General features: G+C 35.1%; 15 protein-coding genes and 4 tRNA genes. 8 read left to right on the plus strand and 11 right to left on the minus strand.

All coding sequences use genetic code 11. The features are described from left to right. The 6 genes from exbB to CQA62_RS05295 are packed head-to-tail and all read right to left on the minus strand — an operon-like array spanning position 1 to position 3,352. On the minus strand, positions 1-423 hold the full coding sequence (gene exbB / locus CQA62_RS05270) for a TonB-system energizer ExbB (RefSeq protein ID WP_104723340.1): 423 nt from the start codon (positions 421-423) through the stop codon (positions 1-3). A gap of 8 nt (positions 424-431) precedes the next feature. After that, positions 432-884 carry an SsrA-binding protein SmpB gene (gene smpB / locus CQA62_RS05275; protein ID WP_104723342.1) on the minus strand — a complete coding sequence of 151 codons (453 nt, stop codon included), beginning with the start codon at positions 882-884 and terminating at the stop codon, positions 432-434. Continuing rightward, complete coding sequence (locus tag CQA62_RS05280) at positions 881-1,654, minus strand: 4-(cytidine 5'-diphospho)-2-C-methyl-D-erythritol kinase (RefSeq protein ID WP_104723344.1); 774 nt, start codon at positions 1,652-1,654, stop codon at positions 881-883. Before CQA62_RS05280 ends, smpB begins: the two co-directional genes overlap by 4 nt. Continuing rightward, positions 1,651-1,881: a carbon storage regulator gene (locus tag CQA62_RS05285; protein ID WP_104723346.1), complete on the minus strand. Its 231-nt coding sequence runs from the start codon at positions 1,879-1,881 to the stop codon at positions 1,651-1,653. Before CQA62_RS05285 ends, CQA62_RS05280 begins: the two co-directional genes overlap by 4 nt. Then, positions 1,875-2,705, minus strand: coding sequence for a tRNA pseudouridine(55) synthase TruB (gene truB / locus CQA62_RS05290; protein WP_104723348.1), 831 nt, complete (start codon positions 2,703-2,705; stop codon positions 1,875-1,877). The genes CQA62_RS05285 and truB overlap by 7 nt, the downstream gene beginning before the upstream one ends. Further along, positions 2,702-3,352, minus strand: a complete 651-nt coding sequence (locus CQA62_RS05295; RefSeq protein WP_104723350.1) for a non-canonical purine NTP pyrophosphatase — start codon at positions 3,350-3,352, stop codon at positions 2,702-2,704. Before CQA62_RS05295 ends, truB begins: the two co-directional genes overlap by 4 nt. Before the next feature lie 82 nt (positions 3,353-3,434). Here CQA62_RS05295 and CQA62_RS05300 point away from each other — a divergent pair, with 82 nt between their 5' ends. Both CQA62_RS05300 and CQA62_RS05305 read left to right on the plus strand, forming a co-directional pair. Beyond that, positions 3,435-4,745: an MFS transporter gene (locus CQA62_RS05300; protein ID WP_104723352.1), complete on the plus strand. Its 1,311-nt coding sequence runs from the start codon at positions 3,435-3,437 to the stop codon at positions 4,743-4,745. Then, a complete protein-coding gene (locus CQA62_RS05305) occupies positions 4,742-5,509 on the plus strand; it encodes a tRNA 2-thiocytidine biosynthesis TtcA family protein (RefSeq protein ID WP_104723354.1) in 768 nt (255 codons plus the stop codon). Before CQA62_RS05300 ends, CQA62_RS05305 begins: the two co-directional genes overlap by 4 nt. Positions 5,510-5,551: 42 nt before the next feature. Here the strand turns inward: CQA62_RS05305 and CQA62_RS05310 are convergent. The 4 genes from CQA62_RS05310 to CQA62_RS05325 all read right to left on the minus strand — a co-directional run bounded on the left by CQA62_RS05310 (position 5,552) and on the right by CQA62_RS05325 (position 5,943). After that, positions 5,552-5,639 (minus strand) — tRNA-Ser (locus CQA62_RS05310). A 14-nt stretch (positions 5,640-5,653) separates the two neighbouring features. Continuing rightward, positions 5,654-5,728, minus strand: a tRNA-Cys gene (locus CQA62_RS05315). 9 nt (positions 5,729-5,737) lie between these two features. Further along, positions 5,738-5,824, minus strand: a tRNA-Leu gene (locus tag CQA62_RS05320). 44 nt (positions 5,825-5,868) lie between these two features. Then, positions 5,869-5,943: transfer RNA gene (locus tag CQA62_RS05325), tRNA-Gly, on the minus strand. A gap of 351 nt (positions 5,944-6,294) precedes the next feature. Between CQA62_RS05325 and CQA62_RS05330 the strand changes: the two genes are divergently transcribed. Genes CQA62_RS05330 through CQA62_RS05340 form a run of 3 tightly spaced genes read left to right on the plus strand, consistent with a single transcriptional unit; the run spans position 6,295 to position 10,947 of the window. Further along, complete coding sequence (locus CQA62_RS05330; protein WP_104723356.1) at positions 6,295-7,419, plus strand: succinyldiaminopimelate transaminase; 1,125 nt, start codon at positions 6,295-6,297, stop codon at positions 7,417-7,419. Between the two features lie 5 nt (positions 7,420-7,424). Beyond that, positions 7,425-8,732 (plus strand): UDP-N-acetylmuramate--L-alanine ligase, encoded by a 1,308-nt coding sequence (gene murC / locus CQA62_RS05335; RefSeq protein WP_104723358.1) that lies wholly within the window; start codon positions 7,425-7,427, stop codon positions 8,730-8,732. Continuing rightward, entirely contained in the window at positions 8,725-10,947 is a 2,223-nt protein-coding gene (locus tag CQA62_RS05340; RefSeq protein ID WP_104723360.1) for an endonuclease MutS2, read from the plus strand. Before murC ends, CQA62_RS05340 begins: the two co-directional genes overlap by 8 nt. Positions 10,948-10,952: 5 nt before the next feature. Here CQA62_RS05340 and CQA62_RS05345 read toward each other — a convergent pair whose 3' ends face one another. Then, on the minus strand, positions 10,953-11,474 hold the full coding sequence (locus CQA62_RS05345; protein ID WP_115585131.1) for a tetratricopeptide repeat protein: 522 nt from the start codon (positions 11,472-11,474) through the stop codon (positions 10,953-10,955). Between the two features lie 157 nt (positions 11,475-11,631). On the opposite strand from CQA62_RS05345, the gene CQA62_RS05350 reads away from it, so the two are divergent. Genes CQA62_RS05350 through CQA62_RS05360 form a run of 3 tightly spaced genes read left to right on the plus strand, consistent with a single transcriptional unit; the run spans position 11,632 to position 13,788 of the window. Beyond that, a complete protein-coding gene (locus tag CQA62_RS05350; protein ID WP_104723364.1) occupies positions 11,632-12,168 on the plus strand; it encodes a 50S ribosomal protein L25/general stress protein Ctc in 537 nt (178 codons plus the stop codon). 1 nt (position 12,169) lies between these two features. After that, positions 12,170-12,721 (plus strand): aminoacyl-tRNA hydrolase, encoded by a 552-nt coding sequence (gene pth / locus CQA62_RS05355; RefSeq protein WP_104723366.1) that lies wholly within the window; start codon positions 12,170-12,172, stop codon positions 12,719-12,721. Next, complete coding sequence (locus tag CQA62_RS05360) at positions 12,718-13,788, plus strand: LptF/LptG family permease (RefSeq protein ID WP_104723368.1); 1,071 nt, start codon at positions 12,718-12,720, stop codon at positions 13,786-13,788. Before pth ends, CQA62_RS05360 begins: the two co-directional genes overlap by 4 nt. Positions 13,789-13,805: the final 17 nt, after the last annotated feature.

Genomic DNA, 13,805 nt, shown 5'->3' on the forward strand with positions numbered 1-13,805 from the left:
CTAACCCCTTTGCTCTGGGTGATGATAGATTTCCCATTGCTTGATAATCACCTCTGATTTTCTAAGCAAAAAATTATAAGACACAATTGAGGGGATAGCCACAATAAGCCCCATTGCCGTAGCCTTAAGAGCTAAAGAGAGACCAACCATAATGCCTTGGGTATCTGCATTACTTCCAAGCTCTAAGAAAGTAACCATAATGCCAGCTACAGTCCCAAGCAATCCTACATAAGGAGCATTTGAGCCAATTGTTGCAATTAAAGTTAAGCGTTTATGCAAATCCATTTCAAGCACTCTTTTATCATCATAATCACTCACACGCATTGTTGCATAAAACCAGATTCTCTCCAATGCAATGCCTACAACAACTACACTTAAAAAGCATAAAAATCCTAGCACTCCATAATCTATCCATTCTTTCATTGTCTATCCTATCTATATTTTTTTAAAGCCATTTGTGCTTCACGATCTAAGATTTTTCTTTTCAAGGTCTCTCTTTTATCGTGGAGATTTTTTCCCTTAGCAAGGGCAATGCTAACTTTTACTCTATTATGTTTATTAAAATAGAGCACTAATGGCACAAGAGTTAAACCCTCTTGTGAGATTTTCCCTAATAATTTATCAATCTCTTTGCGATGAAGCAAAAGCTTTCTCTCTCTTGTTTCATTGGGTCTAAAAAATGTATGAGTAGTTTGTAGATATGAAATATGTGCATGAAATAAAAATGCTTCACCTTTGACAATTTTTATAAAACTATCCTTAAGATTTACTCTCCCTGCCCTAATAGACTTCACCTCCGAGCCACTAAGCACAATGCCAGCTTCATATTTTTCTAAAATTTCATAATCAAAAAAAGCTTTTTTATTTTTAGCAATCATCTTCATCCCAATCCCTTTACTCTAAAAAAACTACTCCCACTCCCACTAAAAAACCACCCCTCTCCCAAATCCTTACTCATTACTTCTAATTGAGGGTATAGACTTAAAGCAGGGATAAAAAGATCATTAAGCTCTAAAGGAGAAAATCTTGATAAAAGCTCAATACTTGAGAGATTAAGAAAATCTACTTTGGGCACACTTTGAATTTTTTGATTTTGTAAAAGAAAGTCAAAAGCTTGATAGACTTTAGCTGTATTGCAAAAAATCTCAGGAGTAAAAATCTCATAGGTGTAATGAGTATTTTCTGTAAATTCTTGAACAATCTCTCCGCTTCCCATTACATTGGCACTCTCAAACTCATTGACAAAAAAACTCACATCTGAGCCAATTGTGGGGGCGATATTTTTGAGTATATCCTTTGGAAGTTGCAACCTTCTTGCCATTTCACATAAAAATGCTCCAGCATCCGCACTTCCTCCTCCAAGCCCTGCACCTTGTGGAATATTTTTTTGCACCTCCACTCTTAAACTTTCAAAATAAGTACAATGCATAGGAAATTCTCTCTTAAGCGCTTCTTTAGCCTTATAGATGAGATTAGCTTGCATAGGGCAAGAAAACTCTCCTTTAATCTCAAAATTCTTTACGCCCTCCAAAATTTCCATCTCATCATAAAGTTCCCCGTAAGCAAGAACAAAACGTGAAAATAGGGGGTGCATTCCTCCTTCAAGTGGAGGAAGAATATTTAAAAAAATATTGAGTTTGGGAAAGATTTTCATTTTTTAATGTGTTTAGAAATAGCCTCAAGCTGTGCTTGATTAAGAAATGTTGTAGCTCTTTTATTTTCGCATACAACCGCATCCTTAAGTTCAGAGCGTAAAATCAACATCTGAGGCGGAGCATCAAACCCAAGCTTAACATTTCCTTTATCAATAGAGATGATTTTGATCACAATATTATCTCCAATTACTACACTTTCTTCCTCTTTTCTTGACAAGATTAGCATCTAGGCATCCTATTTAACCGATATTTGACTTCTTGATTTTTATTAATTTCAATTATAGAGAAAAAATCATCAAAAATAACCAAATAAGGTGTATGGATTAAAAGGTTTTGATTCTTTAATTTTATTTTTTTTCCATTTTTAAAATCACATTTGTATTCATCTAAAGAAATTCTTTTAGGTGTAAGATGAGAGAAAATATCAAGCGGTTTGATCTCTTCTCTTTCTATTTTCACACTCCCCTCACCCACTCTTTTTAATGCACTTAAAGCTCCTTTTACTCCCAATCTCTGAGCAATCATCTCACCCAAACTTCTAATGTATGCCCCTTCACTCACTTCCACCCTAAAACTTATAAAAGGGTGATTATAGGAGAGCAATTCTATTGCAAAAATCTCCATTTCGCACTCTTGCAATTCAAATTCTATTCCGCTTCTTGCTAATTCATAAGCTCTTTTACCCTTAATATGCTTGGCACTAAACTTAGGAGGTATATATTTAATTTTTCCTATAAAACTCTTTAAGATCTCATTCACTCTATCTCTATCTAGCTCTTTAACACACTTCACACTCTCAATACGCTCAATATCCAAACTCTCACTCTCCACCCCTAGCCAAAGCGTAGTTTCATAAGATTTGATGCTCTTATCCAAATAGTCAAAGAGCTTAGTATAACTTCCAACCCCCACAAGCAAAAGTCCTGAGGCAAAAGGATCAAGCGTTCCAGAATATCCGCATTTAAGAAATTGATACTTTCTCTTTAACTTCATTAAAAAGTGATTACTGCTCACTCCTGCAGGCTTATATGTCGCAAAAAGAGCATTCATAAAATCTCTTTATAAAAGGCTTTAAATTTTTGCAATGCATAAAATCGATGAGAAAGAGTGTTTTTCTCTTTGATCTTATCTAATGTAACAGTATAACCTTTGGGAATGAAGAGTGGATCATATCCAAAAGCCTTAGGATTAAGAGGTGCACTCACCACTTTTCCTTCCAACTCTCCATAAAATTCCCCCTCCACTCTCTCTCCTCTCACTCTTCCACACACTGCTAAAGTGCATACAAATTTAGCATCACTCTCTCCTCCAATTTTTGACAAATAGCTTAATAGCTTAAGATTATTTGCCTCATCACTTCCCCCCTTTATAGGGATTTGAAAATCTCCCTCTCTAAGCTCTTTTAAACTTGCCTTAATATTTGCAAATCTAGCCGAATAAATCATAGGCATGCCGTTTAAAGCATCAACACATAATCCACTATCATCTGCAATCACTAAATAATCTCCCTCCAACTTCTGGATTTTGTTTTCAATCGTCCTTGCTTTAATCCACGCATTTTGGCTAAAACTTTGACCCTCTTCAATAATCTCAAAATCTCCAAGAAGCTCTTGATAACTCATAATCTTTTCTATCCCTAAAATTGCTTCAATTTCTTTGATTTTTTTGGCATTTGCACTTGCTAAAATAATTTTCATTTTTCCCTCTTAAAAGTCAATTTTTTTTAGATACAATGCCGAAATTTTAGTCAAAAACCTCCAAATTTAAGGTCTAATTACTATGAGTTTATTCAAATCCACATTGCCTTTGAGTCTAATTTCTGCTCTTAGATTCTTAGGTTTATTTTTAGTTATTCCAACAATTGCAGTTTATGTCAATTCACTTGGAGCCACACCCCTAATGATTGGGCTTGCAGTAGGAGGATATGCACTCACACAAATTATCTTCCAAACTCCTTTTGGTATCTTGGGGGATAAATTTGATAAAAGAGCCATTATTGCCTTTGGATTGATTGTATTTGTCATTGGATCTTTAATTTGTGCGATGAGTGAAACTATCTACTGGCTCGTTGCTGGGAGGTTGATTCAAGGAATGGGTGCAATTAGCTCTTTAATTAGTGCACTCATTTCTGATCTTACACCAGAAGAACATCGCACAAAAGCTATGGCAATAATGGGAGGTGCAATTTCTATAAGTTTTTTACTTTCAATGCTTATTGGTCCTCTTATTGGGGGAAGTTTTGGGCTAAATGTCCTTTTTTATATTGCAGCCCTCTGCTCTTTGCTCTCTTTACTCATTTTACTTTTTAAGGTTCCAAAATCTTCCAAAATTACCTACTCTTACCTATCAGATACACATTTAAAACACTATCTTAAAGATAAAAATTTATGGATGATGTATATGAGTTCATTTCTGCAAAAAGCTCTTGCAAATTTGGCTTTTGTCATTATCCCGCTTGTGCTTCATAAAGATTTTGCAATCTCTGAGAGCGATTTATGGAAATTTTACGCACCTGCTGGAATAATAGGGATTTTAGCAATGGCTCCTGCAAGTATTTTTGCAGAAAAATATGGACACTATAAAAATGTGATGATTGCTGGAATTATTGCTTTTATTTTCTGTTTTGTACTCTTTTTCTACTCAGATTACATCCAATCTCTTTGGCTTTTTGTGATTGGAATCATTGTATTTTTCATTGGATTTGATATTCACGAACCGATTATGCAATCTTTAGCAAGCAAATATCCTAGGGCTTCTCAAAGAAGCTCTGCACTTGGATTATTTACTACTTTTGGATTCTTAGGTTCATTTATGGGGGCAGTTTTAGGGGGGGTACTTTATAATTATATTGGAATTTTTTGGCTCTCCTTACTTATAGCACTCATCTCTTGTCTTTGGATTCTTGCTCTAGGTCTAGGATTAAAAAATCCTAAAAAATGCAAAACACTCTTCTTAAAAGGGATTAAAGATTTAAATAAGGCTTCAAGATTTAATGGAATAGAGGATCTTTATTTAGCAGGAGATACACTCTGTATCAAATATGATCCACAGATTATCAATGAAGAGGCCATTAAGGAGAAATTTAAATGACTTATGAAATCAGTAAAAAAATCTTAAGCACTGTTGGACGAACAAATGCGGCTTACAATCTGATTAAAGAGGGAGACCGAGTTCTTTTGGGATTAAGCGGTGGAAAAGATTCTATTCTTTTGGCTTGTTTGCTTGAAAGAATGAAACGTCATGCCCCTTTTAAGTTTGAATACCTTGCAATGACTGTCCATTATGGTATGGGGGAAGATTATACCTGGCTAGAGAATCTCTGCAAAGAACAAGGAATCAATCATCAAGTCTATTACACTACTATTATGGATACGATTGTGGAAAAAAGACGTGAAGGAAGTTCATATTGTAGTTTCTGCTCTAGGATGCGTCGAGGAGCACTTTATACTCAAGCACTTGAACTCAACTATAACAAAGTTGCAATTGCTCATCATCTTGATGATGCGGCAGAAAGTTTTTTTATGAATCTTACTTATAATGGAGCTTTAAGAAGTATGGCACCCATTTACAAAGCAGAAAATGGACTCTATGTCATTCGTCCTCTTATTCATGTGCGTGAGCGACAAACAAGAGATTTTGTTCTCTCTCAAAATGTTCCCACAGCTCCAGCTTGCACCTGCCCTGCACGTCGACCAGGATCAGATAAACCGCCTATTGCAAGAGAGGCAACAAAAAATTTCCTTGCGGAACTTGAAAAAGAAAATCCAAATTTCTTTGTCTCTCTTAAAAATGCCTTCAGCAATATCCATGCCAATAGCTTTAGTGACCCTATTTTCCTAGATAAGCAAAATTAAAAAAGAGAAATCAAAAACTCTAAGAGAGTAAACAGAGGATTATGGCCGGGAGAGAGGGATTCGAACCCCCGGAGGTGTGACCCTCAACGGTTTTCAAGACCGCCGCTTTCGACCACTCAGCCATCTCCCGATAAAAACTAAATATGGAGGCGACACTCGGATTCGAACCGAGGAATCAAGGCTTTGCAGGCCCATGCCTTACCACTTGGCTATGTCGCCACACTAAAATGGTGCCCGAAGCCGGACTTGAACCGGCACGAACGCAATGTTCGAGGGATTTTAAGTCCCTTGTGTCTACCATTCCACCACCCGGGCTTCTAAGCACATTTAATATTGTATCAAAGAGCTTATTTTTAAAATGGAGCGGGAAACGAGGATCGAACTCGCGGCCCCAACCTTGGCAAGGTTGTGCTCTACCACTGAGCTATTCCCGCAATTATGAGGTTGAGATTTTAGCAAGGTTTTTATAAAAAATCAAGAGTTTTAGAAAAAACACTGCTTAGTTTATCCTCATTCTAATCAATATAAAATAAATTCCCATTAATCTTAATTATCTAAATTTAAGTAAAATTTTATGATATTTCTTTTCTTAAGAAATATCATAGAGCCTTAATAAGGGTTGATTATTCTACTAAGATTAATCTTATTGAATATTTTCTTTAATCTTTATAACTTAGACTATCTCTCTTTCCTTCCCTTGGAGGATAGTCGGGGCTCTATTGCTTTTTTCATTATAAAATAACATTTAATTTTGCTTGATAACCATCTTTATAAGAAGGAAAACCGTGTTAACACAATTTCAAACCTATCCTTTTGAGAAATTAAATAAATTGCTTGAAAATATTACCCCTCTAACCCAAGAAATCATTAATCTCACCATTGGTGAACCCAGGTTTCAAACCCCTATACAAATCCAAAATGCCCTTAAAGCCCATACCTCTCTTTTGCAAAAATATCCTAAAAGTAAAGGTGAAGATTATCTCAAAGAAGCTCAACTGCACTTTATCCAAAAACGCTTTGCCCTCTCACTTACCCCAAGTCAAATTATTCCAACTTTTGGTACAAGAGAAGTGCTTTTCAATTTCCCTCAATTTTTACTTTTTGGAGAGAAAAATCCTTGTATGGCATATCCCAATCCTTTTTATCAAATTTATGAAGGCTCAGCTCTTGCCTGCAGGGCTAAAGTCTTTTTGATGCCACTTAGAGAAAGCAACCACTTCAAACCCTCTTTAAATAAAGAACAACTTCAAAAGGTTCAACTTGTTATCCTTAACTCCCCCAACAATCCTACAGGTGCAACACTCTCTCTTGATGAGTTAAGAGAATGGGTAAGATTGGCTCTAGAATATAATTTTGTTATCCTAAGCGATGAATGCTACAGTGAAATTTATGAAAACACTCCACCTCATAGTATTTTGCAAGCCTGTATTGCAGAAGGAAATATAAATTTTAAAAATATTTTAGCACTCAATTCCATCTCTAAACGCTCTTGTGCTCCTGGATTAAGGAGTGGGCTAATTGCTGGAGATGAAGAAATACTTAAGCACTATGGACTTTATCGCACCTATTGTGGATGTGCTATTCCCCTCCCCTTACAAGAGGCTTCTAGGGTAGCTTGGAATCTTAGCAGTGAAAACACTCGTCAAATCTATGCAAAAAATCTTAAAATTGCAAGAGAAGTTTTTGATGACACCTTCATTTCTCCTTATAGCTTTTACATCTGGCTAAAAGTAGGTGATGAGTTAGAGTTTTGTAAAACTCTCTATCACAAGGAAGGAATTATGCTCTTGCCTGGGAGTTTCTTAGGTTCGGAGGGTGAAGGCAGTGGCTTTGTAAGAATTGCTCTAGTATATGAAGAGAATATCATCAAAAAAGCATTAAGCACAATAAAAACATATTTAAAAAGGTAGGATAAATGAAAGTGCATTTTATTGGTATTGGCGGGATTGGAATCTCAGGACTTGCACGTTATTTGAAATCTCAGGGTGTGCAAATTAGTGGGTCAGATATTGCTACAAATAAAAATGTTAAAAAACTCCAAAAAGATGGAGCAAAGATTACAATCCCTCATACAAAAGATGCCATAGATGCACAAGATTTAATCATCCACTCTGCAATTATCAAGCCTGATAATATCGAAATCATAGAAGCAAAAAAACAAAATATTCCTATTCTTTCTAGAAAAGATGCATTGGAGAAAATCCTACAAGATAAAAGAGTATTTAGTGTTTGTGGAGCCCATGGAAAAAGCACGACCACAGCCATTTTAAGTAGTATTCTTCCACATTTTGGAGCAATTATTGGGGCTGAGAGTAAGGAGTTTGATTGTAATGTACGAGAAGTTCCAAGTCAAAGTCTTATTTTTGAAGCAGACGAGAGTGATAAAAGCTTTTTAAACTCCAATCCATATTGTGCAATTGTCACTAATACAGAGCCTGAACATATGGAGAACTACAACCATAATTTAGATGAATTTTATGGATGCTATAAGGATTTTTTATTTAAAGCTAAAAAGCGTGTGATTAATATGGATGACCCCTTTCTTTCCAAACTTGACATTGAGGCTATTCGCCTTTATCCCCAACGCGATATTACAAATATTAATTATTTTCTTAGAGATGATCATCCCTACACACGCTTTTGCCTCAAAGATTTTGGAGAATTTGAGGTATGGGGATTTGGGGAACATACAGCACTCAATGCCTCATTAGCAATTTTAGCCTCACTTGATGAGCTTCCACTCCAAAATATTAAAAATAATCTTAAAAATTATAAAGGAATTAAAAAACGTTTTGATATTGTAAGCAAAAGTCCTTGCATTATTATTGATGATTATGCTCATCACCCCACAGAAATTAAAACCACCCTTCAAGCAGTTAAAATTTATACACAGGCTCATCAAAATCTTCCTGTAATTTGTATTTGGCAACCTCATAAATACTCAAGATTCCTAGATAACCAAGAAGCATTCATCCAATGTTTTAAGGGCTGTGATCGCTTGATTATTTTGCCTGTATGGAAAGCTGGAGAAAAGCATGTTGAGATTGACTTCTCCACACTCTTTTCCTCTTATACACCTACTTTTGCCTCTCATATCCAGCAAAAAGAAGGCAAGATTTACCTCTATGAGGAAGACAAACTTCTTGAAATCCTTGATAAGGGATTAATCATTGGATTTGGTGCTGGAGATATTACCTATCAGCTTAGAGAAAATCATGTCTAAAGTCCAATCCCTAGCTAAAAAACTTGATCTCAATGAATTTCTTCATTCTTTCAGTAGTTTTTTCGCCAGAGAAAAAAGTATTGCATTTGAGGGAGACTATAAAATTTACTCTCAACTCCTTAAAGATTTAGAACCCCTCACCCTCCCTACTCCTCCTAAAATTAAAAATTTAGATACTCAACTTTTACATTTACAAAAAAATGGGGTTTTACACTTAGAGGATATTTTTGAATTTGGAAAAATCCTTCTTTTTTTCCATGCAATTAAAACTCTCAACTCACTTCCTAAGATAGGGGTTTTTAGGGAGTGGATAGATAAAATCAATCTTCCTAGCAATCTTGTTAAAATAGCGAGATTTTTTCAAGAGGATGGAGAGATTAAAGAGGGAATTTTTCCTGAACTTGACCAAATCAAATCTTCTCTTAATTCTATCCAATCTCAAATTAAATCCTCTCTTAGCTCCACTCTTTCTCAAACCTCTCTTGCCCCTTATTTAGTCGATAAACAGGTGCATCTCATCAATAATAGTGAATGTCTTTTACTCAAAGCAGGGTTTAATCACTTCATCAAAGGAATGATTCTCTCTCGTTCTGGAAATGGATTTTTTTACCTCTGCCCTGAGAGTATTCTTAAACTCAAAGAAAAAGAGAGTAATCTTAAAGATCTTTATCAAACCCAAATTTACTCAATTTGTAAAGAATTAAGCAAAGAATTAAGCAAAGAATTGGTATTTTTAAAATTTATCAATAAAGCCTTTGATCAGCTTGATCATCTGTATGCAAGAATTCTGTTTGCAAGAGAAAAAAATTTAGAATTTGTCTTTAAGCATCATGGTTCAGAAATCATTCTTAAAGATTATGCTCATCCTAATCTCAAAAATCCAAAACTCCTCAACTTGGAGTTTAAAAAAAACCTTTTAATGATTACAGGGGTGAATGCTGGGGGAAAAACAATGCTTTTAAAATCCGTCCTCGCAAGCGTATTCCTCACCCAATACCTTCTCCCTCAAAAAATTAATGCATCACATTCTAGGATTGGAAGTTTTAAGCATATTGATGCCATTATCTCTGATCCGCAAAGCAGTAAAGATGATATCTCCACCTTTGCAGGAAGAATGCTTGAAATCTCTTCTCTTCTTAATACCCCATCACTGCTTTTAGCCATTGATGAAATTGAATTAGGGACAGATGCTGATGAGGCCTCAAGCTTATATAAAGAAATTTTAGAGCACTTTTTAAATAAGGGAGCAAAGATTATCATCACCACACATCACAAACGTCTAGCCTCTCTTATGGCCTCTCATCCTCAAACAGAGCTTTATGCAGCACTTTTTGATGAAAAAAATCAAATTCCTACTTTTTGCTTTCTTAAAGGCAGTATTGGCAAAAGCTATGCTTTTGAAACAGCTCTGCGTTACCACATTCCCCCTTCTTTGATTCAAAAAGCAAGGGAGCATTATGGAGAAGATAAGCAAAAACTTAATACCCTTATAGAAAAATCCACAATCTTAGAACTTGAACTTCATGAAGAAAAAAGAAAACTTCAAGAACAAAATCAAAAGATACATAAGAAATACATTGAACTTCAAGAGCAAATTACAAACAATGCTCAAGAGCTTCAAAAACAAAAACACCAATTAGAACAAATCTACCAAGAAGCCTTAAAAGAACTTAAAAAAGAAGCTAAAACCCTAAGTGCAATGCATCAAAATATGAATAAATCCAACTCCATTCTCAAACAAGCACATACCCCCCTAATCCAGCAAACCCAAATTCCAAAAGAGTTTAAAATAGGAGATCGGATTCGCTACGGTAAGAGTCGCGGAGTAATCAAGGGAAAAAGTGGCTCACTCTATCTTATAGAATGCGATGATGGTTTTAAGCTTAAAGTGCAGGCTCATATGCTTCAGGCCTGTAGTGCATCTAATACGCCACTTCCAAGCCCTAAAAGCAAAACTACTCTTCCAAAAAACCCTGTAGGAATCAGCTTAGACTTGCATGGATTGAGAGCAGAGGAAGCATTACAAAAGGCCGATAAATTCATTTCTGATTGTTTGCTTGCAGGATATGATGAAGTTGTAATCTATCATGGAATTGGAGGTGGAATCCTCTCTAAAGTGATTAAAGACTTTCTCTCTACACATCCAAAAATTGTAAGCTTTGATGATGCTCCCCCTCAAATGGGAGGATTTGGAGCAAAAATTATAAAACTCTAAAAGGGTTAATATCCCGCTTCATTCAGACGCTTATAAATATCACACCCCTTTTCATCACCCAAATCACATGCCTTTCCAAAGAACTCTTTAGTCATAGGTTTATCTTCTTGAACACCCTCTTTGTTGTAATACATTGTTCCAGCTGAATAACAACCTAAGGCCATTCCATTCTGGCAAGCAAGAATATAAAATTGTACAGCTCTTGAGAGACCTTGTCTAATCCCAACCCCTTCTTTAAGCATTTTTCCAGCAGCATTGCATGCAATTGCAACTCCGGCATTACAGGCCTGTGTGTAGTGTTTAAATGCCTTCATTGTATCTTTTTTAACAGAAAGACCATTCTCATACATCCCCGCTACGTTGTAACACATAAAAGAATCCCCAGACATACAAGCTTGGTTATAGATCTGAAAGGCTTTATGATAATCTCCAAAATAGTAAGCCTTAAAACCTTCATAAGGATTAACATCTTTTGAACATCCCCAAAACCCAAATACAATGGCAATAGCCATAAGCCATTTTCCCATATTTCTTCCTTTGCATTGTAAAATTTATCCAATGTTGCTTGCATATATTTTCAGAAATATAACTATAACCTTTTTTTCCATTTCAAATCCACTAAAAATTTAAAGAAATATGGCGTATAATTAGCTCTTTTATTTTACAAAAAAGAAAGGATAGCAAATGCTAGAAGGACAAATTAGAGAGAGTATTTCAAAATCAAACGCAAAAGCGTTGAAGAATGATGGTTATCTAATTGCCAATATCTACGGAAAAGGGCAAGAAAATATCCATTGTGCATTTAAGCGCAATGATTTTATCAAGGCAGTCAAAAGTAAAACAACTTTGATTTTCCCTGTAAAAGTAGATGGAAGAGAAATTGATGTTGTTGTTCAAGAATATCAAAAAGATCCTATCACTAATGATCTTTTGCATGTTGATTTAATGATGGCTCAAAAGGGTGTTGTTGCAAAATACAAAATTCCTGTAAAAACTCATGGGAGTGCAAAAGGTCTTAAAAATAAAGGTGTTTTAATGATCTCTAAAAAAAGAGTAGCTGTTGAAGCTGCGCCTGAAAATCTTCCTAACTTCTATGATCTAGATGTAACAGATCTTGATACTGGTGATGCAATCCTGATTAGAGATTTACCTGCCCATAATGGTGTAAAAATCATTGAAAAAGATTCTGTTGCCGTTGTTGGTGTAATTAAAGCCAAATAATATGCAACCTCTTCTTATTGTCGGACTGGGGAATCCTGGCCGACAATATACAAATAATCGTCATAATATAGGTTTTATGGTTTTAGACAACCTAGCCTCAAATTTTTCTCTTATTTTTAAAGAGGATAAAAATTTTAAATCCCTTATTGCAAAAAACCCAAATTTTATCCTTTGCAAACCTGCCACTTTTATGAATTGCTCTGGTGAAGCAGTGCAAATGATTAAAAATTATTTTAAGGTCCAAACATTTTTTGTCGTGCATGATGATTTAGATTTAGCATCAGGAGAATTACGCTTTAAATTTGGGGGAGGAAATGGTGGACATAATGGATTAAAATCTATCGATAGACTTTGTGGAAATGAATACTATCGTGCCAGATGTGGAATTGGACGGCCTGAAAAAAAAGAAGATGTTGCCTCTTATGTGCTGAGTGATTTTACCTCTTCTCCTACGGAGCTTATTTCCTCTTGTACTCAAGCCCTGCAAGAATTTCTGACTTCAAAAGATCTTATACTCTTGCAAAATAAATATACCCACAAAGTCAAAATATGAAAGCCTTCTTTTTTATTGGAAAAAACTATTTAAAGTTTTTTTTGATTATTTTTTTGGGATTGGAATTTTTTTTCATAGGTGCAGATACAATCAAATATGCCGATAAACTTCCTGATTCTGCAAACTTTTTAATCTTATTTTTTGTTTATGATGCACTCTATGCACTTAATTACACCCTTCCACTTTCTTTAATCTTGGGAAGTATTTTATTTTATGTAAGTTTTCTTAAAACCTCCCAACTCTCTGCACTATTGGCTTTGGGATATTCAAGACGTAAAATTCTCTCTCCTGTACTTTTTTTAAGTCTCAGCATTACCCTGGGTTATATTGGATTGAATACCACCCCCTTTGTTTATGCACAAGAAAAAGCAGAGGTCATTGTTAATAAGAATGCTCTGCAAAATGCACAAGAGGATATTTTTGTAAAATATAATGATGATTATGTGTATTTCCAAAAAGTTTTTCCTCTACTCAATAAAGCTGAGGGATTGAAAGTATTTGAACTAAGAAATGGAAAGCTTACAACCTTTATTCAATCAGACAAGGCTATATTTTCTGGAGGATATTGGGTTCTTGAAAACGCACAAATCATTGGAATTGACAATAATCGTTTCTCTTATAATGAAGATATTCTTACACAAAAAAAACTCAAAGAACTCAAAATTTTGCGTAACTTTCGTCCTAAAGTTCTTGACACCTTTAGCAAAGATCGTCCTACAGTTTCTATCATTGATGCAATCACATCAGCCAAGATTCTCATCTCTCAAAAACTTGATTTTGAAAAAGTAAGAGCAATTTTATACAGTTTTATTTTAATCCCTCTCTTTGTGCCCTTATGCATCATTATTATTGCATCTTACATCCCCTCGCTTGCACGATATGGTAATCTTGCCTTACTTACTTTTGGCTTGGTGATTTTATCTCTAGTGATTTGGGGAATTTTCTTTTCAATTTCAAAATTTAGTATTGGAGGCATTATTCACCCAGAAATAGGAGTGCTTATTCCTTTTGGAATCTTATTATTTTATGCTCTTCTTCGCTATTTTAGGATAAATTCTTATCAATAATCTCCTCTTAAAGAGGA

Source organism: Helicobacter cholecystus (assembly GCF_003364215.1).
Classification (GTDB): domain Bacteria; phylum Campylobacterota; class Campylobacteria; order Campylobacterales; family Helicobacteraceae; genus Helicobacter_G; species Helicobacter_G cholecystus.